The organism is Metabacillus sediminilitoris, assembly GCF_009720625.1.
GTDB lineage: Bacteria > Bacillota > Bacilli > Bacillales > Bacillaceae > Metabacillus > Metabacillus sediminilitoris.
The window spans coordinates 395,997-421,111 of the sequence record NZ_CP046266.1 but is presented as its reverse complement, the minus strand read 5'-3'; the positions used below and the strand labels follow the sequence as shown (position 1 = coordinate 421,111).

At 35.1% G+C, this 25,115-nt stretch carries 22 protein-coding genes and 1 riboswitch; of the genes, 5 read left to right on the top strand and 17 right to left on the bottom strand.

Translation table 11 applies throughout. From position 1 onward, the window contains the following. Positions 1-39: 39 nt before the first annotated feature. The 8 genes from GMB29_RS02185 to GMB29_RS02155 all read right to left on the bottom strand — a co-directional run bounded on the left by GMB29_RS02185 (position 40) and on the right by GMB29_RS02155 (position 10,613). Entirely contained in the window at positions 40-1,464 is a 1,425-nt protein-coding gene (locus GMB29_RS02185; protein WP_136355843.1) for a sucrose-specific PTS transporter subunit IIBC, read from the bottom strand. A 133-nt stretch (positions 1,465-1,597) separates the two neighbouring features. Then, positions 1,598-2,578 (bottom strand): LacI family DNA-binding transcriptional regulator, encoded by a 981-nt coding sequence (locus GMB29_RS02180; RefSeq protein ID WP_136355841.1) that lies wholly within the window; start codon positions 2,576-2,578, stop codon positions 1,598-1,600. Positions 2,579-3,210: 632 nt separating this feature from the next. Next, positions 3,211-4,572 carry an aspartate kinase gene (locus tag GMB29_RS02175; RefSeq protein WP_136355839.1) on the bottom strand — a complete coding sequence of 454 codons (1,362 nt, stop codon included), beginning with the start codon at positions 4,570-4,572 and terminating at the stop codon, positions 3,211-3,213. Positions 4,573-4,803: 231 nt separating this feature from the next. Further along, positions 4,804-5,805, bottom strand: coding sequence for an ABC transporter permease (locus tag GMB29_RS02170; RefSeq protein ID WP_136355837.1), 1,002 nt, complete (start codon positions 5,803-5,805; stop codon positions 4,804-4,806). Positions 5,806-5,807: 2 nt separating this feature from the next. Continuing rightward, entirely contained in the window at positions 5,808-7,319 is a 1,512-nt protein-coding gene (locus tag GMB29_RS02165) for a sugar ABC transporter ATP-binding protein (RefSeq protein WP_136355835.1), read from the bottom strand. Between the two features lie 95 nt (positions 7,320-7,414). Next, positions 7,415-8,542, bottom strand: a complete 1,128-nt coding sequence (locus GMB29_RS02160; protein WP_136355833.1) for a sugar ABC transporter substrate-binding protein — start codon at positions 8,540-8,542, stop codon at positions 7,415-7,417. 204 nt (positions 8,543-8,746) lie between these two features. Next, a riboswitch (SAM riboswitch) is annotated at positions 8,747-8,857 on the bottom strand. Between the two features lie 219 nt (positions 8,858-9,076). Next, complete coding sequence (locus GMB29_RS27575) at positions 9,077-9,202, bottom strand: hypothetical protein (RefSeq protein WP_264766588.1); 126 nt, start codon at positions 9,200-9,202, stop codon at positions 9,077-9,079. Between the two features lie 160 nt (positions 9,203-9,362). Beyond that, positions 9,363-10,613, bottom strand: coding sequence for an MFS transporter (locus GMB29_RS02155; RefSeq protein WP_136355831.1), 1,251 nt, complete (start codon positions 10,611-10,613; stop codon positions 9,363-9,365). A 413-nt stretch (positions 10,614-11,026) separates the two neighbouring features. Between GMB29_RS02155 and GMB29_RS02150 the strand changes: the two genes are divergently transcribed. After that, positions 11,027-12,706 (top strand): glutamine--tRNA ligase/YqeY domain fusion protein, encoded by a 1,680-nt coding sequence (locus GMB29_RS02150; RefSeq protein ID WP_136355829.1) that lies wholly within the window; start codon positions 11,027-11,029, stop codon positions 12,704-12,706. Positions 12,707-12,765: 59 nt separating this feature from the next. Here the strand turns inward: GMB29_RS02150 and GMB29_RS02145 are convergent, their stop codons facing one another. The 4 genes from GMB29_RS02145 to GMB29_RS02130 all read right to left on the bottom strand — a co-directional run bounded on the left by GMB29_RS02145 (position 12,766) and on the right by GMB29_RS02130 (position 16,246). Continuing rightward, positions 12,766-12,996: an excisionase family DNA-binding protein gene (locus GMB29_RS02145; RefSeq protein ID WP_136355827.1), complete on the bottom strand. Its 231-nt coding sequence runs from the start codon at positions 12,994-12,996 to the stop codon at positions 12,766-12,768. 40 nt (positions 12,997-13,036) lie between these two features. Then, positions 13,037-13,939, bottom strand: coding sequence for an AEC family transporter (locus GMB29_RS02140; RefSeq protein ID WP_136355825.1), 903 nt, complete (start codon positions 13,937-13,939; stop codon positions 13,037-13,039). A gap of 175 nt (positions 13,940-14,114) precedes the next feature. Then, positions 14,115-14,957: an aldo/keto reductase gene (locus GMB29_RS02135; protein WP_136355823.1), complete on the bottom strand. Its 843-nt coding sequence runs from the start codon at positions 14,955-14,957 to the stop codon at positions 14,115-14,117. A gap of 86 nt (positions 14,958-15,043) precedes the next feature. Then, positions 15,044-16,246, bottom strand: a complete 1,203-nt coding sequence (locus GMB29_RS02130; protein WP_136355821.1) for an MFS transporter — start codon at positions 16,244-16,246, stop codon at positions 15,044-15,046. Between the two features lie 357 nt (positions 16,247-16,603). Between GMB29_RS02130 and GMB29_RS02125 the strand changes: the two genes are divergently transcribed. From GMB29_RS02125 to GMB29_RS27155, 3 genes are all read left to right on the top strand, one after another. After that, entirely contained in the window at positions 16,604-16,969 is a 366-nt protein-coding gene (locus GMB29_RS02125; protein ID WP_136355819.1) for a winged helix-turn-helix transcriptional regulator, read from the top strand. 95 nt (positions 16,970-17,064) lie between these two features. Next, positions 17,065-17,310: a hypothetical protein gene (locus tag GMB29_RS27160; RefSeq protein WP_227551463.1), complete on the top strand. Its 246-nt coding sequence runs from the start codon at positions 17,065-17,067 to the stop codon at positions 17,308-17,310. Between the two features lie 3 nt (positions 17,311-17,313). Beyond that, positions 17,314-17,592: a GyrI-like domain-containing protein gene (locus tag GMB29_RS27155; protein WP_227551460.1), complete on the top strand. Its 279-nt coding sequence runs from the start codon at positions 17,314-17,316 to the stop codon at positions 17,590-17,592. 622 nt (positions 17,593-18,214) lie between these two features. On the opposite strand, the gene GMB29_RS02115 is transcribed toward GMB29_RS27155, so the two are convergent. The 5 genes from GMB29_RS02115 to GMB29_RS02095 form a co-directional block, all read right to left on the bottom strand. Further along, positions 18,215-19,369 carry a Ger(x)C family spore germination protein gene (locus tag GMB29_RS02115; RefSeq protein ID WP_168733896.1) on the bottom strand — a complete coding sequence of 385 codons (1,155 nt, stop codon included), beginning with the start codon at positions 19,367-19,369 and terminating at the stop codon, positions 18,215-18,217. 30 nt (positions 19,370-19,399) lie between these two features. Next, complete coding sequence (locus tag GMB29_RS02110) at positions 19,400-20,965, bottom strand: spore germination protein (RefSeq protein WP_227551458.1); 1,566 nt, start codon at positions 20,963-20,965, stop codon at positions 19,400-19,402. A gap of 33 nt (positions 20,966-20,998) precedes the next feature. Then, on the bottom strand, positions 20,999-22,093 hold the full coding sequence (locus GMB29_RS02105) for a GerAB/ArcD/ProY family transporter (RefSeq protein ID WP_136355815.1): 1,095 nt from the start codon (positions 22,091-22,093) through the stop codon (positions 20,999-21,001). A 17-nt stretch (positions 22,094-22,110) separates the two neighbouring features. Beyond that, complete coding sequence (locus GMB29_RS02100) at positions 22,111-23,217, bottom strand: GerAB/ArcD/ProY family transporter (RefSeq protein WP_168733895.1); 1,107 nt, start codon at positions 23,215-23,217, stop codon at positions 22,111-22,113. A gap of 160 nt (positions 23,218-23,377) precedes the next feature. Continuing rightward, positions 23,378-24,487: a GerAB/ArcD/ProY family transporter gene (locus GMB29_RS02095; RefSeq protein WP_136355811.1), complete on the bottom strand. Its 1,110-nt coding sequence runs from the start codon at positions 24,485-24,487 to the stop codon at positions 23,378-23,380. 288 nt (positions 24,488-24,775) lie between these two features. Here GMB29_RS02095 and GMB29_RS02090 point away from each other — a divergent pair, with 288 nt between their 5' ends. Continuing rightward, positions 24,776-24,943, top strand: a complete 168-nt coding sequence (locus GMB29_RS02090; RefSeq protein ID WP_136355809.1) for an aspartyl-phosphate phosphatase Spo0E family protein — start codon at positions 24,776-24,778, stop codon at positions 24,941-24,943. Positions 24,944-25,115 lie beyond the last annotated feature (172 nt).

Below are 25,115 nucleotides of genomic sequence, written 5' to 3'. Positions count from 1 at the left end.
GACAGGAGAATCATGTAGATTCCCCTCTAAATTGTTAAATTATCCTTGTTTTTTAGCAGCTCTTTTTCCTAATACAATTGTTACGATAAAAGCAACTGCACATGAGATGAGCATACCTAACACATAAAATGTGATCGTACCAGGTTTAATTGAAATAACACCTGGTAGTCCTGCAGCACCTAAAGCGATTGCTTTAACATGAAACAGTGACATAAAACCTGAACCTGCAGCTGCTCCAATTATTGCAGCAATGAATGGATAACGCAGCTTCAAGTTAACACCAAACATAGCTGGTTCAGTTATACCTAGTAGTGCTGAAATACCTGCTGCTGACGCTACACCTTTTACTTTTGCATCACGAGCTATTAATAATACAGCAAGAGTTGCAGCTCCTTGCGCTACATTTGACATAGCAGCAACAGGGAAAATGAAAGACCCTCCTGTTTTTGCAATATCAGCTAGTAATTGTGTTTCAACTGCAATAAAGCTATGATGCATACCAGTAATAACAATCGGTGCATATGCTAAACCGAACAATGCTGCTCCAATGAAGCCAGTTGTATCGTATAACCAAATAAGTCCATCTGATAATAGGTTTCCTGCAGTTCTAGTAATAGGTCCTACTAATGTGAATGTTAAGAGACCAGTAATAAAAATAGATAATAACGGTGTTAATAGATTATCTAATGATGACGGTGTTATTTTACGTAAATTGGTTTCAATTTTTGCTAAAATAAATGATGCTACTAAAACCGGTAAAACTGTACCTTGATAGCCTATCTTTGCAATCTCATATCCAAAAATATTCCAAACAGGTATTTCCCCATTTGTTAATGCCTCACCATATCCCCAGCCATTTAATAAGTCGGGGTGAACCATTAACATCCCAAGTGTTGCTCCTAAATAAGGGTTACCACCAAATCGTTGTGTTGCTGAAAATCCAATTAAGATAGGTAAAAAAACAAAAGCCGCATTTGCAAATGTATTAATAAGTGCTGCTAAATCAGCCATTCCGGGATTTGCCTCAACAAGTGACATTCCTTCAATAAATAAGTCTTGAGCTGTTAATAAATTATTAATTCCCATTAATAAACCACCAGCTACAATTGCTGGAATGATTGGCACAAAAATATCTGACAGCATCTTTACAAAACGCTGGAGAGGATTCATTTTCTTAGAACCCGCACTACTTACTTCTTTTGTGGACATTTCTCCCATGCCAGTAAGCTTTGACAGCTCCTTGTACACTTCATTTACAATTCCGGCTCCTAAAATGATCTGGTATTGTCCACCTGTTGAGAATGTACCCTTAACAATATCCATCTCATCTAACTTTGCTTGATTAACTTTTTCTTCATCATTTAAAACGAGACGAAGTCTTGTCGCACAATGTGCTGCAGCAGAAACATTTTCTTTTCCGCCAATTGCATCTACTATTTGTTTTGCAATTTGTGAATAGTTCATTGTTATCCCCCTTACCCTTATAAGTTTTACGGAACCGGTTCCATTCTTTTATAAAAAATATATGGTACCGGTTTCAATCATGATTAATTTATAAACCGGTCGTGGAACCGGTTCCATTAATAGTATATAAATTCTAGTTAAGTTTGTCAACACTCTCTCTAATAATCATGTCGAAATTTGAAACGGTAATCTTTTCTATTTCTTCATTATTAACCAATTTCACAATATTTTTAGCTGCTAGAACACCTGCTTCCTTATAGTTAAATTTTGCTGTCGTTATACTAGGATGAGTTATTTCTGTCACCTCATAGCCGCCAAATCCTGTAATCGATAAATCTTCTGGTACATGTAATCCTTCCATTTGTGCTGCCTTTAATACACCAAGAGCAATATTATCAGTTGCACAGACAATAATCGAAGGTTTGTAGGTTACATAGATTTCAGGAAACTTTTTTATTGCTTCTTTTAAATTAAAGCTTGTTTCAAAATAGGTAACCTCGCAATCACTTTCATGTGAGATAGCTTTTTTAAATCCAAGTTTCCTTTTCACTCCAACTGCTATATCTTCTTCTGTCACCCCAAGATAAGCAATTTTTCTGTGACCTTGACCAATAATATATCTCCCAAGCTCATACCCAGCTTCTTCATCATTATGGATTAAACTATAGCAACGTGGATCTTGCTGCCCAACTAACAATACTGGGACATCTATTTTTTGAAAGGCTTCAAAGTGCTCATCTGTTAATCGTGTCGCCAACAGAATGATTCCTGCAATTTTTTGATTTGCTAATGTATAGATACTTTCAATTTCGCGTTTAATATCTTGACTAGTATTTGATATGAGTAACTGATAATTCTGTTCTCTTAGTTGCTCATCAATTCCGATTAATGTTTGAGATGTTGCATAAGAATTAAGCCTAGGAACAATTGTGCCAATAATATTCGTCTTCTTCGCTTTTAAGCTACGAGCAAATGTATTAGGAACATATCCAGTCTCTTTAATAACACGCTCAATTTTTATTTTTGTACGTTCACCAACAGATCCGCCATTCAAATACCGCGAAACTGTACTTTTTGCAACACCAGCTAGTTTTGCAATTTCTCCAATTGTCATCTTTAATACAACTCCAACTTTAATTTGCTTGTAACAAGTATACACGAAATCAACTTATCTAATAATAGTTGAAACTGATTTTTAAAACAGCAAATAAAAAGGCCTCTTTTTTAAAGGCTGTTTTCTAAAAGATAGTTGCTTTTAAATAGGTTCCTTGAACAAAAACTATTTAGGTTGATTGGAACGGATATGCGAGACTACTACGGGAGCAGCGGGACAGATGAGACTCATGCAGGCGCTAGCTCCGAGGAGGCTCACCTCCCGCCCCACGGTCATCGTGCATCCTCTCGTTTTTAATCAACCATTCCTAATACTGTTATATAGCTACAAATTTTTCCTTTTTAAAAGATTGTTGTTTAGATTGTAACGAATTCAAGATAAATGTTTGTGATAAAGATTCAGCATAGTCCGGTCGACTCAAACCTGTAGAAAATTAGTGTTTGGTTTATAACTTTATGAGTTGGGACAAAAAAATTCAACAGGAAAAAATTATTTTGTTCAAGCAATACTATCGAATATAGACAATTTATTGTTTTCGCATATTTCATTATTAAGCCAATATTGCAATGCTTATGAAAACAACAAAAAAGACACTAGGTTAACCTAGCATCTTTATTCTTTATTTCTAACAATTAAACTGGCACAGCTACAAAAAACTCATTATAAAGGGCTTGAACAGCTCGTTTTTCCTGCAATTCTTTTACCCCAAACATCATGCTAACTTCTGATGAACCTTGATTAATCATTTCAATATTTACACCTGCATTAGCAAGTGCTTTTGATGCACGTGCTGTCGTACCGACATTATGACGCATTCCTTCACCAACAACCATAATCAATGTAAGGTTATGTTCTATGATCACTTCGTCTGCATGTAATTCAGTCATAATACGGTCTTGGATTGCTTTTTCCATTTCTTCATCCATTTGATCTTGTCTTAAAATAACTGTTACATCATCAATACCTGATGGTGTGTGCTCATATGTTAAACCGAAATCTTCTAAAATTTGCAGCAGTTTACGACCGAAGCCGATTTCTCTGTTCATTAAGTATTTGCTCACATAAATACTGCAAAACCCTTTATCACTTGCAATTCCGATGACAGGACCGTTCGAATTAGTTCGTTCATTAACAATTCTTGTTCCCGGTGCAGATGGGTTATTTGTATTCTTTACATTTACAGGAATACCTGCACGGAATGCTGGTATTAAAGCTTCATCATGAAAAACAGAAAACCCTGCGTATGAAAGCTCGCGCATTTCACGGTATGTTAGCTCTTTAATCTCCTTTGGATTTTTTACAATCGTTGGGTTAACAGAGTAAACAGCATCCACATCTGTAAAGTTTTCATATAAATCCGCTTTTATTCCGTTAGCTAAAATAGAACCTGTAATATCTGAGCCACTTCTTGAGAACGTAAGAACTTCACCGCTCTTTGTGTATCCAAAAAATCCTGGAAAGACAATGATTCCTGATCTTTCACGCAATTTATATAAATTATCATAAGACTCCGGCAAAACTTGCGCATTTCCAGGTTCATCTGAAACTAGTAATCCTGCATCCTTTGGATTTACATAGTGTGCTTCAACACCATGATGTTGAAAATAAGCAGCAATAAGCTTCGCATTATTGTCCTCTCCACTTGCTTTCACTGCATCTAAATAACTTTCTGGCTTACTCTTATCTCCGTTAAGAATATCCTTTAAATCATTAGAAATTTTCTCTATAATATCGAGGGAAATTGATAATTCTTTTGCAATGCATGCGTATCTCTCGATGATCGCCGCAAAAACAGGTTCAGCATGATCATTATTTAAATGCTTTTTGGCACACTCAATTAATAAATCAGTCACTTTAATATCGTCGGAATAACGTTTCCCAGGAGCTGAGACTACTACGATTTTTCTATCTGGATCTGAGACAACGATTTGCAGTACTTTTTTAAGTTGTTCCCCTGACGCTAAGGAAGAACCTCCGAACTTTACAACCTTCATTTCCACATCTCCTACAATTTAAAATTTTCAGTCAATAATATGTTTTATTATCGCCCGTTTTGCTTAATTAATCAAGAAATTTCTTCTGCATAAATACATTTGTTTATCCAGAAAGGACAATACATTGTAACTTTTAAGCCATGCAGGAGACTAGCATATAGCCTCCATATCCTCTATACAGTATGCTCTAAATTGGTAACAAATGTGCTTCAAATGGAAAAATCCATCCCGTTATTTTTTTCTGTAATAAGTAAGCGCAAGTGCAAATGCAAGTACTGTCCCTTTTACGATATCCATTGCAAAGTAAGGTACAGACATCATCACAAGTCCGTTTTGAAGAATACCGATTAAAACAGCCCCAATAAAAGTGCCAAATGCATTTGGCTTTCCTGCACCTAAAACAGAAAATCCGATAAACGCAGCAGCAACTGAATCCATTAAATAAGGAGATCCCGCATTTATTTCAGCTGTCATCACGCGAGAAGCAAGGACAATCCCGCCAATTGCAGCAAATAATGCTGATAACAAATAGGCGATTACTTTATATTTATTAACAGGAATTCCTGTTAACCTAGCCGCTTCGATATTACCGCCAATCACATACATATAACGTCCATGTTTTGTGTAAGTTAGGAAAACATGAACGACAACAACAACAACGACCATTATAAGGATAATCCATGGTACTTGACCAATTTTTTCAAAAAGAGGACTGATGATTCCTGTTGAAAAGGTTCCGTCAGGCATTACCATATTTTGCGATACTGTTGCTCCTTTTGTGTACGTGAGTGCTATCCCTTGTACAATGAACATAGTCGCCAGCGTTATAAGCATATCCGGAACCTTTAGCTTTACAATGACAAATGAATTTAAGGCTCCGACAAGCAGTGAAGCTACAATAGCCGAAAAAATAGCCACAACCGTATTTTGCGAAAACCACACAAACATTGAAATGACGATTGCATTCGATAGAGAGGCTACAGAACCAACTGATAAATCAAATCCATTTACAGCGAGAGAAATGGTGATTCCAATCGCGATAATTGTCACAATCGAAATAGAACGTAAAATATTAATTATATTATTACCTTGAATAAACGATGGATTCGTAGCGGCAAATATGATGATTAAGAGAAAGATTGTTAGGATTGTTCCATATTTATATAAAAATTGGAATAAATCGAATGTCCTTTTAGAAGGATTATTCACTTGTACAGGATGTGATTGATTCATCCTTACTTCCCTCCTGTTGAATAAAATAGTAGCTCTTCTTCGTTTGTTACGTTTGTTTCTATTTCCTTAGCGACTTGTCCATCATATAGAACATATAAACGATTCGTAATCCCAATTATCTCTGAAAGCTCAGAGGAAGCATAAATGATCGCTTTTCCTTTGTTGGCAAGTTCTAAAATGAGTTCAAAAATATCTTTTTTAGCCCCGACATCGACTCCTTTTGTCGGTTCATCAAAGATATATACATCAGCATCAGCGATTAACCATTTGCCAATTGCGATTTTTTGCTGATTTCCCCCAGATAAATGTTGAACCATTGCTTCTTCTGAAGGTGTTTTTATCCCAAGGCGCTCAATGAGCTCTAATGATGTGCTTCTTTCTGCCTTTCTATTTATAAAACCCAAACGTTTTGTAAAACGCCCTAAATTCGCTGCCGTTAAATTTGTCGAGACAGATTCCATAACGAGAATTCCTTCTTTTCTTCTTTCCTCCGGAACTAATGCGATTCCTTGCTTAACTGCTTGATATGGATTAGATAAGCGCAATACCTTTCCATGCAGTTTTACTTCTCCAGTCTTTATTTTTGTTTCGCCAAATAATGCCTTACATAATTCTGTTTTCCCTGCGCCAACTAAACCTGCTATCCCAACAATTTCACCTTTATTCACTGTTAAAGATATATTTGTTAATTTATCTGAATCGCAAAGATTTTTCACTTCAAAAATGGCTTCACCCGTCACGAAAGATAAAGATTTTTGAGGAAATTGTTCTGTAAGTTCCCTTCCTAACATTAGTTCCACGACCTTATTTGGTGTAGTATTCGAAATTAACTCATGTGTCACAACCTTTCCATTCCTCATAATTGTAATCTCTTCACAAATCTCAAATATTTCAGGAAGGCGATGCGATATAAAGATAATTCCTACACCTTTGTCTTTCAGCTCCTTCACAATACGAAAGAGCTCCTTTGTTTCTGAATGGCTTAACGGGGCCGTTGGTTCGTCTAAAATGAGAAAGCGGCAATTTGTTGAAACTGTTCTTGCAATTAGCACCATTTGTTTTTCTGCCAAGGATAATTCGCTAACTAATCTTTTGGAAGATACATTTATGTGTAAGCTTTGCAGAATATCTGTTGCTTCTTCATGAAGGTTCTTCCAATTTACAAAGAAGCTTCTCCCCTTATCATTAACAGTTTTGGATAACAGAATATTTTCCCCTACTGTTAAATAAGAAATTAATGCTGTGTCTACCTCTTGATGAACAATTTGAATACCGCTGCTTTGCGCATCCTTTGGTGTTCGGATATTCACTTGCTTTTGATCAATTAATATATCACCTGTGTAATGATCATAAGCACCTGATAAGACTTTCATTAACGTTGACTTTCCAGCACCATTCGCACCGATAAGTGCATGTGTTGTCCCAGTTTTTATTGAAAAACCGACTGAATTTAATGCTCTTATTCCTGGAAATTCAATCGAAATAGCTTTCATTTCTAACAACGTACTCAACATAACATGCCTCCTTTCTTATAAATCAGCATTCTACCTTATGCTAAAAACAAACACTCTCTTAAACTAGCAAAGAGAGTGTTTGTAAGACCTTAAAATTATTTTTTATAATACTCTTTTAATGTTTTGATCCACTCTTCTTCAAATGCTGTTGATTGTCCCCAGCCTTCAATTGAATCTGCAAGATTAACCATGTTAATAGGTTCACTAGATTTTGCTAATGCATCTTGAGAAATAAGTGAAGCTTCAAGGTTATACGTCTCAGGTGTTTCTTCACCAGCTAACTTTTTAGCTAGTAATCTCATATCTACCGCACCAATCAGCTTAGGATCAACTGCTGCTGTATATTTCCAAGAACTGCTTTTATCCTGGATTTCTTGAAGATCAGCATTTGAGACATCGATCCCATAAAGTTTTATTTCATCTCTTCCGGCTTCTTTAATTGCACGAGCTGCACCAATTGCAAATGCATCCCATGTTGCAAATATTGCGTCAATTTCACCTTTAGGATGTTTATTTAACATTGCTGCTACAGCATTTTGAGTTTGTACTGATGTATCAGCTGAAGCCACTCCAAATCGTTCAATTTCTTTCAAACCAGGATTACTGGCTAATTTTTCTTGATAGACCGCATTACGTCTCACCATTGGCGGAAAACCGTCTACCCAAAGATATACAATGTTAGCTTCACCTTTTGTATCTTTAATAAGCTGGTCTAAAGCTAACGTAGCAAGTGCTTCATCATCTTGGGATGTCAGTGTTACACCTTCAACTTTCGCTAACTCTTCATTTGAATCAAAAGTTACAACGCTTTTACCTGCATCAACAAGTTTTTGTACTTCAGCGACTGTTGCTGCATCATCTCCATGTGAAATAATAAACCCGTCATAATCTTCCTCTAATCCCTGTGCAATAGCATCATGAAATTTAGCTGTGTCACCATTTGCTGTAAATACATCTACCTGGAAGCCAAGCGCTTCACCCTCTTCTTTTGCACCGGCAAAAAATTGAGCAGTATGATCATCACCACCAATTTTTCGAATCACTTTAATTTTTGTTACATCATCACCAGTAAATCGTTCTGGAACACCATCTAGTGATACATCTTGATTTCCTTTCTCTTTAACAGACGCAGTTGTTTCTCCACCACCTGAAGAGCATCCAGTTAATAACAAAGTAAATACAAGAATTAATAAATATGCAGAATTTAGAAATCTCTTTTTCATGTGTTTGTGACTCCCCTTTTCTCTATTGATATTGCTTCAATTACATTTCATTAACATAATAAAAACTTGACGTAACACCATCGTTTAGTAGTGAAAGTCTTCGTTTTTCTTGTACTATCGCCTTTTAAAAGATAAAACCTGATAATACAAAAAACCTCTCTAAAGATAGAGAGGTTTCGCCACAAAATATATAAGGAGTCTCCTCTCTTATCTTTCAAAACCAAATAAGGTTTTGCAGGAATTAGCACCAATTCTATATAATAGAACGGTTGCCGGGCGTCATCGGGCCAGTCCCTCTGCCACTCTTGATAAGAGATTGTTTATATGCAATTCAGTAAAAGAAAGAATAAATATACTTTAATTGGGTATCGCAATAATGTCAACTATTTTTTGAATATTTTTTAAACAGAAAATATTTTATTCTCAATGAAAAAGCCGTTTATAAATAGAAGGTTCATACCCTTCAATTCATAAACGGCAGGAAATCTGTTAGACTGTATTTGTGATCTTTACGCAAAAATATGACAATATGGTTCACTTTTTCTTTTGGCTCTTCGCTCGATTACGATCAAGCTCTGCTGCATACTCTTCTTGAGATTTACCTTGCTTTTGACTTTCAGATTGTATCTTTCTAAATTTATTATCATTTAAATTTGGCATGGTTACACCTCCTTTTAGACTCCGTTATTATATTCATAATTGATTTTTATATACGTTGGTATATCTATTTAGTAAGATAAAGTATGTATAAATACTGATATAATCTAGAATCAAAAAAAGCATAAGTATGTCGTAAATGACCACTACTTATGCTTCTGTTTCATCCCATTTCTTTAGCTGAAAATTTCACATCCTTCTTCTGATCCTTCCTGTTGAGTACGAGGGGCATCACAAGTATGACACCAATTATCAGGCAAATGGCAGAAATTTGATAGGCTAAAGCTAAACCTGTAAGCTGTTTGACTATCCCTGCTAGGCTCATCATCAACACCATTCCACCCATAAAGAGCGGTGTCATAATCCCGTTTACCCGTCCAACAAATGGTTCTTCTGCATTTTGAAGAATCATTGTATTAATACTAATTTGGATTGCCGGCATCATTAATCCCGCAAAAAACTGTGCTGCTAATGTAAGCCAAAGAATAGTTGAGAAACCCATTATTGAAATCATAATAGCATTTACAAGCATTCCAGCCGCAAGCATTCGAATCGGCTTGACTTTTTTTGAAATGGCTAATGCAATTCCACCGCCTATAATCATGGCAACTCCATTTATCGCCATAAACCATTGGATAAATTCCTTATTCATCTGCAGCTTCTCTGTCACGATAAAAATACCTAATGGCTGTATTAAGCCGATTGCTAAACCAGCAACAAAGAAATTCGCTCCAAGAAGTGTTAAAAATTTATTTTTCAATACATACTTAAATCCCTGAACAAACTCTGTTACAACGGTTGTTTGTTCAGTCGTTTTTTCCATTGTTTTATCTGCAGGTAAAAACATTAATGCTACAGCTGAAAACAAAAACATAACACCGGTAATGGCTATTGATACTTCAATTCCAAATTGTTGAAACACCACAGTCCCAATAACTGGCCCAATAATCATAAACAAGGCAAACATTGTTTGGTAAATAGACATTCCCATTTGAAGTTGTGCTTCAGGAACATGTACTTTGAATAGCTTCATTCCAGACGGCTGTGAGAACTGCGAAAGTATTGATGATATTAGCATCGCAAAGAAGACAACATGCCAAGATGAAAAGATTAACGTAATTAAAACAGCAAAAACAGAAATAGCACTTAAAATATCACACCAAACCATCGTCCTCTTTGGTTTCCACCTGTCTGCAAACGTCCCTCCAATAATGGAAAAAATAAAAATTGGAGCATATTCAGCAACCGAAATCATTGATACTGCAAAAGGATCTTCATTCGTTTGTTCCATAACAAAAAGTAACACAGAAAAATTTCTTACCCAAATACCAAGCTGCAAGAACAAACCTGACAGTAAAATCGCGCGAATAAATCGATTTCCAATAAAGTCTTTAAAAGTAGTTTCTTTTTCCATCCGATTCCTCCACTAATTCTAGTCGCACTTCATGCTGTTTGCGGGTGTTAAGGCTGAAATAAACAACTATATTTCTAGTCCTGCAAAACCATAATGTACCATATATAATAATTGCAAATACCCAAAAAAATTCCTTTAATTAGGAAACTGGAAGAACTTAAATTTTTATTATTTTTTGTGGGTCCGATTTAACATGTTCACTTTTAAATACAACTCTGTTTCATACCATGTGGTTACTCCATATTCCTTCTTATCTTTTTTCTAATGAAACTCATCTGTATACAGATGAGTTATCATGTAAATAGTGATATTATTACTAAATATATTAAGAGAGTAAATTACCCTTTTTCGTTACTATTGGTATAATGGTTACAGAACTCATTTTTACATAAAAAAGAAAGGTTTGATTTCATTTGGAACACAATTCCTCAAACTTTATAAAAAGTATTATTAAAGAGGATCTTGAAACTGGAAAACGTGATAATGTCTATACTCGTTTCCCACCTGAGCCTAACGGATACCTTCACATTGGTCATGCAAAATCAATTGTGATTAACTTTGGATTAGCAGATGATTTTAATGGAAAAACAAATTTACGTTTTGATGATACAAACCCATTAAAAGAAGATATTGAATACGTTGAAGCAATCAAGGAAGATGTTGCATGGTTAGGCTATCAATGGGACGGATTATTTTTTGCCTCTGATTATTTTGAAGAAATGTATAATCGCGCAATGCTTCTTATTAAAAAAGGCAAAGCATATGTTGATGACTTGAACGCTGATGAAATTAGACAATACCGCGGCACATTAACTGAGCCTGGTAAAGAAAGTCCTTTTAGAAATCGTTCAGTAGAGGAAAATATCGATCTATTTGAACGTATGAGAAAAGGCGAATTCGAAAATGGTGTGAAGGTTCTTCGCGCAAAAATTGATATGTCTTCACCTAACATCAATTTACGCGATCCAGTTATTTATCGCGTATCACATGCAACACATCATAACACTGGTGATGCTTGGTGCATTTATCCAATGTATGCCTTTGCCCACCCACTAGAAGATGCAATCGAAGGAATTACACATTCTTTATGTACGACAGAATTTGAAGATCAACGCCCTCTTTATAACTGGGTGATTGAAGAATGTGAAATGGAAAATAAACCGCAACAAATTGAATTTGGCCGTTTGAACATTTCTAATACTGTTATGAGTAAACGAAAATTAAAACAGCTTGTAGATGAAAAGTTTGTTGACGGCTGGGATGACCCGCGTATGCCAACAATTTCAGGCTTACGAAGAAAAGGGTACACTCCTGAAGCAATCCGTGAATTCGTAAAAGAAACTGGCGTATCAAAAGGCTTTGGTACTGTTGATGAAGCAATGCTTGAACATTTTGTTCGTGAAGATCTAAAGCTTAAAGCACCTCGTACAATGGGAATTCTAAACCCGCTAAAAGTTGTCATTACGAATTATCCTGAAGATCAAGTTGAAATGTTAGACGCTGAAATCAATCCTGAAGTTCCTGAAATGGGTATGAGACAAATTCCGTTTTCTCGTGAAATTTACATCGAACAAGAAGACTTTATGGAAGATCCTCCTAAAAAGTACTTCCGTTTGTTCCCTGGTAATGAAGTACGTCTAAAACATGCTTACTTCATTAAATGTGAAGAGGTTATCAAAGACGAGGACGGAAATGTGCTTGAGATTCATTGTACGTATGATCCTGAAACAAAAAGTGGAACAGGATTTACTGGACGTAAAGTGAAAGGTACTCTGCATTGGGTTGATGCAAAGCATGCTCTTCCTGCCGAATTCCGTTTATATGAACCACTAATTCTTGATAATGAAGAAAACGAAACGGAAAACCCTGAAGAAGAAAGTTTTGAAGAAAAAACATTCTTAGACTTTGTGAACAAAAACTCGTTGGAAGTTTTACAAGGATTTGTTGAGCCAAATATGAAGGATGTAAAAGCACACGACAAATATCAATTTTTCCGTCATGGATATTTTAATGTTGACCCTAAACACTCAAAAAAAGATCATATCGTTTTTAACCGTATCGTATCATTAAAAAGCTCGTTTAAATTAAAATAAAAATGAAGGGACATTCTCCAAATGGAGAATGTCCCTTCATTTTTATTCCTTACAATTAATTAGTCTTCATCTTTTACATCAATATCCTCTGGTATTGGTTCCTTCATATAATCATCTAATAATCTTTTATACTTTTCTAATTGCTCAAAGTGTGTTTGAAATTGATCTTTGTATATTAAATATTGTTCACCATCATATAAAGCTCTAATTTTTTTTTGTAGTATTAAACTTTTTACTTGTTCTTCTGGTAAAGAGAGGTATTCTGCTGTTTCTTGAATGGTTAAGTACATGTGATCAGTCCTTTTATTATGTATCGTTTTATGTTAACAATTATGAAACAAGTAAAAGCATGATTGGTACAGTAATGATACTCAAAATTGTTGTAATAAGTGTACTTGATGACACAAATTCCGGCTCAGTATTAAATTGCAAAGCATACAAAGTTGTATTTGCAGCCGTTGGCATGGCTGCCAAAACAAGTAATATTTTAGCTAATAACCCTTCAATTGAAAATATCATGATAATGAAATAGGCAATAATAGGAGACACAACCATTTTTATCATAACCATACTAGCTACTTCACCTAATTTCATGTTGTTTCTACTTAATGTTGCTAATTGCATACCTAGAACAAGCATGACCGTCGGGATTGCCGCATCTGCTATTAATTCGACAGCTTGTATAACAAAATTCGGTACGATTAATCCTGACACTTGAATAATCAGACCAAGTGCCGCCCCATAAATAATTGGCATTTTAACTACTTTCATTAATGATTCTTTCATAGTATTTGTCTCTTTACTACCTTTTGCAGCATAATACAAGCCAACCGTATTCATCAATAATGATTGAATGACCATCATGATAACTGCATAATCAAATCCAACACTTCCAAATGCAAATAAAATAATTGGTGCCCCATAATTCCCGCTATTCATAAACACACCTGATAAAATCATTGCAGAAACTTTAGGTTGTTGCAATTTTTTCACTTTCCCAATGAAAAGAATTAAAACTAACAAGACTGCACATAGAGTAAGACAAAATAAAACGATATAAAGATACTCGATTGACACTTTATTCGTATAGAATGTTCGAAAAGCCAAAAAAGGCGACATTAAATAAAGGGCAGTAGTAGAGACTGATTTTCTATCGATTTTTAACTTTTTTTGCCCGATATACCCGATAGCTAAGATTAAAAATGCAGGTAATACAAGAATGACAAAGTTCATATAAATCCCACCAAATAATTAAATGATACCCTAACTATACAACTTTCTGGCTAATTTTACATTTAATTTTGTATGAGATCTATCTTTTCAATATGATCAATTAGGTTAAAGAGAAAATGCTTTTTAACACAACAAAACCGCTCGAATTCCGAACGGTTTCATCACTTTCTTCTATTTAAAAATCAAAATTATCAGGATCTGGTCCAACTCGTAAATCTTGATTTAATCCATTAATGCGTTCCATATCGGCTTCTGACAATTCAAAATCGAAGACAGAAGCATTTTCTACGATACGATGCTCTTTCGTAGATTTCGGTATGGTTACAACTCCATTTTGTAAATCCCAACGCAAAATGACTTGGGCAATAGATTTTTTATACTTATCTGCAATCTCTTGTAAGACTTTATTATCAAGCAATTGACCTTGCATTAAAGGTGACCAAGCTCCTAGTTGAATGCCATTGTCCTGACAAAACGATTTAAGCTCCTTTTGTGTCAATCGAGGATGGTATTCTACTTGGTTAACCATCGGTTTAATTTTTGAATCTTTTATCAAATTTTCAAGATGATGGACTTGGAAATTACTTACTCCAATTGCTTTTATTTTCCCGTCTGTGTAAAGTGTCTCCAATGCTCTCCATGCCTCTTTATATTTTCCTTCTACAGGCCAATGAATCAGATACAAATCTAAATAGTCCAATCCAAGCTTATTTAAACTCGTTTCATAGGCTGCGATCGTAGACTCGTATCCTAAATCAGCATTCCACACTTTTGATGTAATAAAAAGTTCTTCTCTAGTAACACCAAATTCAGTAATTGCTTCTTTTATGGCTTGTCCTACGCCCTCTTCATTTTCATAAATTGCTGCTGTATCGATACTGCGATAACCATGTTTAATCGCTGTTTTTACTGCGTTCACTAACTCTGGGCCTTCTTCTACTTTAAAAACTCCAATACCGAACCAGGGCATTTTCACACCATTATGCAAAGTTGTTGTATCTTGTAAATTTTTAATCATTTTATATAAACCTCCTAAATTTTTAAAAGTATTATTTATAACATGCAGCCGGTTTTTAGCAGGATCACCTCCTCTCATCCTGACTACTATCCTGCTAGTGCTTCACTCTTTTTATCCTTTTGTTCAAGTGCACGACTGAATCCTGTTAATATTGCAGCTGTTAATACCATCAATGCGCCGATCCATGAAGTATGAATAAGACCGATCGATTCAGTAATTAAACCACCTAAATACGAACCAATAGCAATACCAGCATTAAACGCAGCTATATTGATAGCAGAAGCTACATCCACTGCACTTGGCACGAAACGTTCAGCTAACATAACGACATAAACTTGTAATCCAGGCACATTCATAAAGGCTAATAGTCCCATTAAGAGAATCGTAATTAAGCCTGCTGTTTTAAATGGGGCTGTAAACATTAATAGAAAAAGGACAATTGCCTGTATAATAAACATATAAAATAATGAACCAATCGGATTTATATTCGATAACTTTCCACCAACCATATTTCCAATTGCAATCGCAAGTCCATAGGCAAGCAGGATGATAGCAACTGTATCTTCCTTAAAGCCTGTAATATCTTGAAGTAATGGAGATAAATAGGTAAACACAACAAATGTACCTCCATAACCAAGAGCTGTAATGATAAATAAGAGCAGTAAACGGCCATTGGTCACAAGCTTAAATTGGTCACGAAATGTTGTTCGAGTACCTTTTCGTAAATCAGATGGCACAAGGATACTGTTAGCAATTAAGGCGATAATACCGATAATAATAATAGCAATAAAAGCCGTTCTCCACCCTAGTTGCTGTCCAATAAATGTTCCAAATGGTACACCGGTAACGGTCGCGACAGTTAGTCCTGTAAACATAATAGATATCGCACTTGCTCTACGATTTTCAGGAACTAAATCTGCAGCTATTGTAGAGCCAATTGACATAAACACACCATGTGATAACGCAGAAATGACACGTGCCACTAGTAATACACCAATACTTGTCGCACTGGCTGCCAGACTATTACCAATGATAAAAATAATCATAATCCAAAGTAATAATGTTTTTCTCGACATACGAGATGTCAAAGAGGTTAGGATTGGCGCACCAAATGTTACGCCTAAGGCATATAAAGAAACGGTTAACCCGGCTGTAGTTACTGGAATCGTTAGATCCTCTGCAATTAATGGCAGCAGGCCTACACTAATAAATTCTGTGGTTCCAATTGCAAAAGCGCTGACCGCTAATGCAAGAAGTGCAAATGTACTTCGTTTTTTATCTAAAGTCATGATTTCTCCTCCTACTTATTAATCTTTAACTTTTGAACAAACTATATAAATAAAGCGAGATTATCACGCTCATACCCTGCATTGTGGCAATCTCCTAACTCTTGGACTTCATGGCCTACTTTGGTCTTCTTTACGGGTATTTCCCCTCCACAGATGATCAGCTTTCCTTTCACCTTAATCTTAATGGTGGGGTTTTACGCCAATAAAGAATGGAATAAAAATCTGTTCGTTATCAGCTGGCAAATGTTATTATGAGATATAACAGTCATAAAGAAAAGTACGCACTTTAAAGTGATTAAGGTACCTTTTTGTACTATAGGTACTTTTTAGTGCCTATTAAAATAGGAGAGATTCCATATGCAGAAAAAGAAATACAATATATCAGTTGAAGCAACACTTGAAGTAATAGGCGGAAAATGGAAATGTGTAATCCTTTGTCATCTCACACATGGTAAAAAACGGACGAGTGAATTAAAGCGACTTATGCCTAACATCACACAAAAAATGCTAACTCAACAATTACGAGAGTTAGAAGAAGATGGAGTTATTAATCGGATTGTTCATCATCAAATTCCACCAAAAGTGGAATATGAACTAAGTGAGTATGGCGAGACCTTACAGAGTATTTTGGACTCCTTATGTGCGTGGGGAGAAAAACATATTACAAAGGTTTATGGTGATCCTTCAGATTTATTGGAAGATAATATCCTAAATAACAAATGAAATAAAAAGCTATGCAGGTGAATGTTATAAAATGAAGTACGAATGGCGGAAAAGAGAAAAGGATATCTATTTACCTAATAAAAAAACCGACTTTATTGGATGATAGTGAAAAATGGTATATCACAGTAAATGGTGTAGGAAAACATCCTGATCGTGATACATTTCGTTTACATATAGAGCTTTTGTATGCATTGTCTTATCGTATTCGGATGATGCCGAAAAGAGGAATTGCTCCTGATGGTTACTATGAATATACGGTGTACCCGCTTAAAGGTATATGGGATTTAACCGAAGCAGGAAAAAAGTTAGACTATTTTGATAAAAATGAGCTTGTGTATTAATTAATGATTAGGCAGCCTGATTTTGTAACAGAAGACCTTTTTCAACAAACAATTGAACATGTAAGGATGAAAAAGAAACACCTGCCTGTCCAATTGGCAAAATATGAACGATTATCTGATGGACTTTTTACAGATGAGATGCATCATGGCAGTTACGATGATGAACCTGCTACTTTCTCAATTATGGAAAAATATTGCGAGGAGAATGGACTAATAAGAATTGATAAACGACACAAAGAAATCTACATTTCTGATGTAAGAAAAACGGTTGCAGAGAAATGAAAGACTGTTTTAAGATTTAAAGTTCAAAAATTATCTTAGTTTATTGTTATAAAAACAAGGCTCTTTTCGTAAAGATTGTTGTTTTTAAAACGAAAACTATTTAAGGTTGATTGGAGCAGATTGCGAGACTCCTGCGGGAGTAGCGGGACAGGTGAGACTCATGCAGGCGTTTACGCCGAGGAGGCTCACCGTCCGCCCCGCGGTCATCGTGCATCTCTCGCTGTAATCAACCACACCGCATTACTTGGTAAATAGCAACAAAGTATGCGAAAACAGCCAACAACAAAAAGGAGTGAGATGTACTCAACTCCTTTTTCTATTTAAAAATTAAAGGGCATTCCTCGCAAATATGTGACTCTTGGTCTATATTCACTTACTTTCCGAGAATGTAAAAGCCATCTTAATATACTAAATGATCTATATTTAAATAAACGATTGTATAACCACCAGTATGCTTAAGATAAATCCTATTATTCCCAGAAAGGAAAAAACGAATAACTCTTTTAGTTGCTTTTGTTTTATTAATTTGGGTATTTCCCAAGAGAATATAATGATAAAGATGACACCAATGAGCAAAAACTTAAACATATATCAACCCTTCTCTTTTTTTGATGAATAGTTTTTATTTCGTTAGACCAATCCGTCTTACATATACCTTCGGATTAATCGACACATCTAATTCTGGAAAATCCTTTTCCCATGATTTTTTATATTTTTCATTCCATTGTTTTGGATATTTTTTATATACAGCTTCACCAAATCCGAATATATCTGATTCCAAATCATCTTTTGCTTTATCTAACGCTTTTTGGATTCTATTTTTAATTTCTTTTTCGATTTCTTTTTGCAATTTCTCAATATTTTTCGAGTCATCTAACGATAACTCTGAAGCATTTTCCATTACATTCATCTCTGACGTGGTATTTACAGAAATATGTATTTTACCATTCTTTATTTTAGGTTCTATGTTTGTTTCAGATCGAATAATATTTGAGCTAATATGGCCATCACCCTTTCCTTTAGGGAGATCAACCGTTATGACTCCCATATTCATCTCATTGCGAAGCCATAATATTCCCCTTGTTTCGTTATCATTCATCCACCCAACTAATTTATCTCCCCTAAAAACTGCAGCACCAACAATCGCTTGTGCATTTTCACTTTGACTATCCGTATTAACTTCCAAAGGCTCTGAGGCAAATTGTGGAGCTACTGGTTCTAACCCTTCTGTAAGAAGCATATCTAGAAAATCTTTGATATTAACTGTTAATCCGACAGTAAGCTTCGTTAATTCTCTCGTTTCCTCAGCTGAAACACTTTCAAGTTGCGGCTGGTTTTTTATAACATCGAAAGCATCTCCTTTTGTAAACATGATATAACTATTCATACGTGGTTGATGGTACCGTGAATAGAAATCAAGAATATGGGAAACACCTTCCTTAGCTAAGTCTTCCCCTATCAATAAAACCCTGCTATGTGAGAAAAATACACGTCTTGATAACTTCCCTTGAAGGTGGCGGAACGCTTCAGAAAGTGTTGCACCTGTCTCAGATATCATAAACGTACTATTGCCGCTCCCTGATGTACCTGTACCACTAGTTGGCCCCAGCTTAGAGGGAATTGCAACTTGAAGTGATAAACGGATTTTATCATCTTCTTGGAGATCCAATCCAATAGCAGTCACAATGGCAATATCATTTACCTCGATTCGATTCCAGCAACCAGTAAGTAATGAGATCGAGATCATCACTATGAAATAGAATTTAATGGTTTTCATCAGCATCACCCTGTCTGTCCTCTTTGACATCTAGTTTTTTCTATTTTGTGAGCCTAACCTTTTTAAATTACTTTTCCCAACCTGTTCAGGGCGTTCGTTCATTTTCCACCATGGTGCTCGAATAAGGATATCTTTCATATTATTAAAATTAAAAGGGGCAAGAGGTGCCAAATATGGAACACCGAATGAACGCAGCTGAACAAGGTGAACAAGAATAAAAAATACCCCTAATAGAATTCCATAAAAACCAAGAAATGCAGCTAAAAACATCATAATAAATCGCAGGAGGCGAATTGCCCCTGTCATGCTGTAACTCGGAAACATAAACGAGGCAATCCCGGTAATTGAAACGACAATAACCAAAGGCGCGGAGACAATCCCCGCTTCTACCGCAGCTTGACCGATTACTAATGCTCCTACAATACTGACTGTTGAACCAATTGGTCTGGGTAATCTTAAACCGGCTTCCCTTAGGGCCTCAAAGGTAATCTCCATTAACAATGCCTCTACGATTGCGGGAAAAGGAACTTTTTCCCTAGAGGCTGCTACACTAAATAAAAGGTTTGTTGGTAATAATTCCTGATGAAAGGTTGTTACAGCAATATAAATAGAAGGAAACAATAAGGCAATATGAAGAAATAAATACCTGATCATGCGTATAAAAGTTGCCATAATAAATCTTCCATAATAGTCCTCTGGAGAATTCATCATTTGGAAAAAAGTAACTGGAACGACAAGTGCAAAGGGACTATTTTCGACGATTATGCTTACCCTTCCTTCAAGAAGATTTCCAACTACTCGATCAGGACGTTCCGTTTGCAGCACTTGCGGGAAAACAGAGTATGGTTTATCCTCAATAAATTCTAAGATGTACCCGCTATCTTCTATAGCATCAATATCAATCCTTTTCAGTCTTGTACGAACTTCCTCAACTAATGATGACTCTGCAATTCCCTCGATATATGTTATAACTACCTCAGTTTTTGATAATTTGCCAATCTTCATGCTTTCCAACTTTAGGTTGGATGATTTAATTCTCCGACGAATCATGCTTGTATTTGTTCGAATATTTTCAGTAAAACCTTCTCTAGGACCTAAAACAACAGCTTCTGAAGCCGGTTCTTCAACAGATCGTTTTTCCCATGATTGTTCGCTTATTAAAAGGGATTGAGTAAGACTGTTAATAAGTAATACTGTCCCTCCAGCTAATACATGATCTGTAATCTGTTGGATTGTATTTGCTATCTTTACTTTCCCTGAGCTTATTTCATCCTCTATTTCGTTAATTGTCAGATCATCTTTTTGAAGTAAATCCTTACTTTGATTTAATAATGGATCGATAATATTACTTTCCATTCTTTTCATATCTACTAGTCCATCAAGATATAGAATAATAGCTGTATACGTATTAAATTTGAACTTTCGATACGAAAAATCGGAAGCCCCCTCCATCTGGCGTTTAATTTTATAAAAATCTTCTTCTATCATCCCTGTTAATAAATCATTAGGATTTATATTGGTCCCTTGATTAGGACTTTTCTTACTTATAGCTTGTTGAGTAGAATTTAATAATTTCATCCACTTTAACATCTTCATACACTCACCTCCAGAAAGGCTGAATACTATTAATTATGAAAGTTTTTTATTTCGAATAAATGCGATACAGAACAAAAGAATCGGTATAAAAATCTGCAAAAATGTGTGAACGTATGGTACAAAAAAGTCAAAACCAATTTCAATATGCTCTATATAATTATTTGCACTTAAAAGCGATATGGGAACAATAATTGTACTGAGAGCTACTAGTACAGGCTTCATTTCCTTTACTTTGAATAATTGAGAAACGGCCAAAGCTGCCCCAAATGTCCATCCACCCGCTTTAAAAAACACTCCCGCTACCATCATTAAAATAACGACCGCATCAAAACGCTCTAAAAAATCTGCAATAGAAACCATTTGTGTAGCTGTTAAAAGTTGGAAATAATTCCCGCTATATATTTCAGGTCCTATAGTAGATATCAGCATAATTGAGTTAATGGTTAACAATATCCCTCCCACCAATACGACCAACATTCCTATTTTGCTGATATTCAATTTATTGCTTAGAAATGGAAAAAACATTGTTATGATAATTGTTTCACCAAATGGAAAGTTTATTCTATTTGGAAACACTTCATTCAAGACCGGTTTCACACCATTACCTAATACCGGGGTAAGGTTTCGGGTTGTAAAATCCTCTACACTTAATAACAAAATCCATATGACGGCTAATGAAAATAGATAGATTGGAAAAACCATCTCACTCATTCGGCCAAATGATTCGATTCCACCACAGAGACAATAGACGATTAACAACATAAAACTGCCAATAACAACAAAAATTGGAGTCTCAGTTAATATTGTTGCAAGGATAAGATCTCCTAACTCCCGACAAGCTCTCGCAGCTGAATAAGTAAAATGGCCAATATAAAGAATGATTATAGGATATGAAAGATATTTCCCAATAATCTTAGGTATCATCTGAATGAGAGTATCATCTGGGTAATAGGTCGATAATTTAATAAAAACCCCCATTACAATAAGGCTGCAAAGCATACCTAAAACTAAAACCAGCCATGTATCTTGCTTTGCTTCACCACCACCACCTAGAATTATGGCTGTCCCAAGTTCATATCCAACCATTATGTAGAAAAGTTGAAGCCCACTAATTTTTTCGATTTTCATGATAAACTCCCATATCACTAATTATTTTTGCTTGTAAGAAATTTCTTCCGGATAAATCCAATACAAAGCAACAAAAGAGGAATAAGTAATTGCATAATAGGTTGAACTTTATTATTGAAAAACCCTAAACCAAATTCTAAAAAGCTTACAAGGTTATTTCCTATTAATAGTGATAGTGGAGTGATAATGGTACCTAAACCTAGTAATATCGACTTCATAGTGTTGACTTTGATTAATTGTGATAACCCTAAAGCTGCACTATACGTATAAATACCTACCTTAAAAAACACTCCGGCAACCATCATTAGAATAATAATGGCGTCAAATCTTTCTAAAAAATCGGCTATACTAACTAATCTTGTAGCCGAAAGAAGCGGAAATTGAGCTTCCTGAATTATTTCCGGGCCTAGCACAGATAAAATGAGAACTGAATTAATTGTTAATAGAATTCCTCCAATTAAGATAACAGCAAACCCAGCTTTTCCAGCATTCTTTTTCTTGTTTAAAAATGGAAAGAACATCATGATCGTAACAGTCTCACCAAATGGAAACATTGTAACTGATGGAAACACCTCTGTTAATACCGGCTTTAATCCATTTCCTAATATAGGGGTTAGATTCGAAATATTGAAAGATTTGACCGTTAATAAGAGAATCCAAATAATACCTAAAGAAAACATAAACAAAGGAAATACAGCTTCTCCCATACGGCCAAACGTTTCAATTCCACCTCTAAGACAATAAATCATCAAAACCATAAAGCTGCCAATAATGACAACAATGGGAGTTTCAACTAAAATAGTTGTTACCATTAGTTCACCAAAATCGCGACACACTCTTCCAGCAATGTAAATAAAATAAATAATATAAATAACAATTATCGGATAACCCAAAAATTTCCCTAATGAAACTTGAAGCATTTGCACAAATGTTTGGTTAGGGTACAATGCTGCTAGTAGAATATAGATCCCCATTAAAATCAAACCACATAATGTACTAATTAAAAGAACGAGCCACTCATCTTGCCTTGCTCCTTCCCCTACTCCCAAAATAATCGTTGTTCCAAATTCAAATCCAATAAAAAGATAGAAAAGTTGCAGTGAACTAATGTTTTCCTTTTCCATTTCCATCTCCCTTTTATCGCCCGAAAATCAATCAACATTTAGAGGGAAAAATTTCATTCCTAGTTGAGATTATCATTTCCGAATCTATCCTTAATATGTACTCAATAAATCAGAAACAAAAAAACAAGACAGTCAATGTCTTGGTAAATAAGTCGTACACTTATGAATGATTTTTCCTTGATTGAAACTTCTTTCGCATAAACCCAATACAAAGCAAACTGAAGGGAATAATCATTTGCAGTACTGGATGAATATATACGGTGATAAATTCTAAACCAATTTCTAAAAATCTTATAAAGTTGTCTCCTATTAATAAAGATAGTGGCGTTAAAATCATACCGATTCCAAGAAGGATGGACTTAGTATTTTTCACATTGAATAAATGTGATATCCCTACTGCAGCGCCGAATGTGAACATTCCAACCTTAAAAAAAACCCCAGCTACCATCATAAGGATAATGATCGCATCAAATCTTTCTAAAAAATCTGCGATACTAACTAATCTTGTAGCAGAAAGAAGCGGAAAGAAATCATTCTTGTATATCTCAGGACCTAACACAGATAAAATGAGGATTGAATTAATGGATAAAAGGGTTCCTCCAATTAAAATGACAGCAAAACCTACCCTTCCAGCATGCTTTTTATTGTTTAAGAAGGGAATAAACATCAAGATAATGACAGATTCACCAAATGGAAAAGTAAGAGTATTTGGAAATACTTCCTTTAAAACAGGTTTTATTCCATTTCCTAATACAGGAGTAAGGTTTGTAATATTAAAAGAATGAACCGTTAATAAAAGAATCCAAATAATCACTAAAGAAAACATAAATAATGGAAAAACAGCTTCTCCCATTCGACCAAATGTTTCAATCCCACCGCGGAGACAATAGATCATTAATACCATCAGGCTCCCAATAACTACCGCAATTGGAGTTTCTACTAAAATAGTTGATATCATTAGTTCACCAAAATCGCGACACACTCTTGCTGCGATATAAATAAAATAACCTATATAAAGAACAATTATTGGATAAGCTAAATATTTTCCTACTATGACCGGAAGCATTTGCAGCAATGTATAATTTGGGTACAAAGCTGATAACTTGATATAAATAGTCATTAAAATCAAACTGGAAATAGCAGCAGTCAAGATGGCTATCCATACATCCTGCTTTGCCCCTGAGCCTACCCCTAATATGATCGTTGTTCCAAATTCAAATCCAATAAGTATATAAAAAAGTTGCAGTGAGCTAATCGTTTCTTTTTTCATTCGTAACTCCCTTTAATTACCCATAAGATCGTCATAGCATCTCATTAAAACTTTAATTGTTGTTGAATTTATCTTTTCCAACTTAATTTTTGTTATACGGATGTTCCTATTCTTAACAATTTATAGTAAAGGAATGTGTATTTTAATTATTTGGAGTTAAAGCATGTGTGAAAATCTCGAGGAAAATTGTCTTTTTCATAGAACAATTGTCGAAAGCATTTCAAAATCTTTCAAAATCCTTAATAATATAAATATACGATCTTACCATCTTATTAGGAGCTATGAACTATGACATATTTAGAATCTGAATTAGCAAATAAAATTAGTCTGGCTAGAAGGCTAATGATTGTAACCGCGCAAACAAAAGGAATGGATAACCCGGAAACAATTAAATATAGCCAAGAATTGGACAAATTAATTTTCGAAACTCAATTATTATTAAAGTCATGTAGTTAATGATTATCCTCTTGCTTCTGCCTAGTCATAATATTTTCAAAAAAAAGCCCTTAAAAAGCCCTTATTAAGGGCTTTTTAGTTTTTCGATATAAGAGGCTCAGAATCTATCTTTCTGAACCCATTTTGTGATTTTATCAAGTTAACATCATTAATGAGAGAAGAACTCTACGAA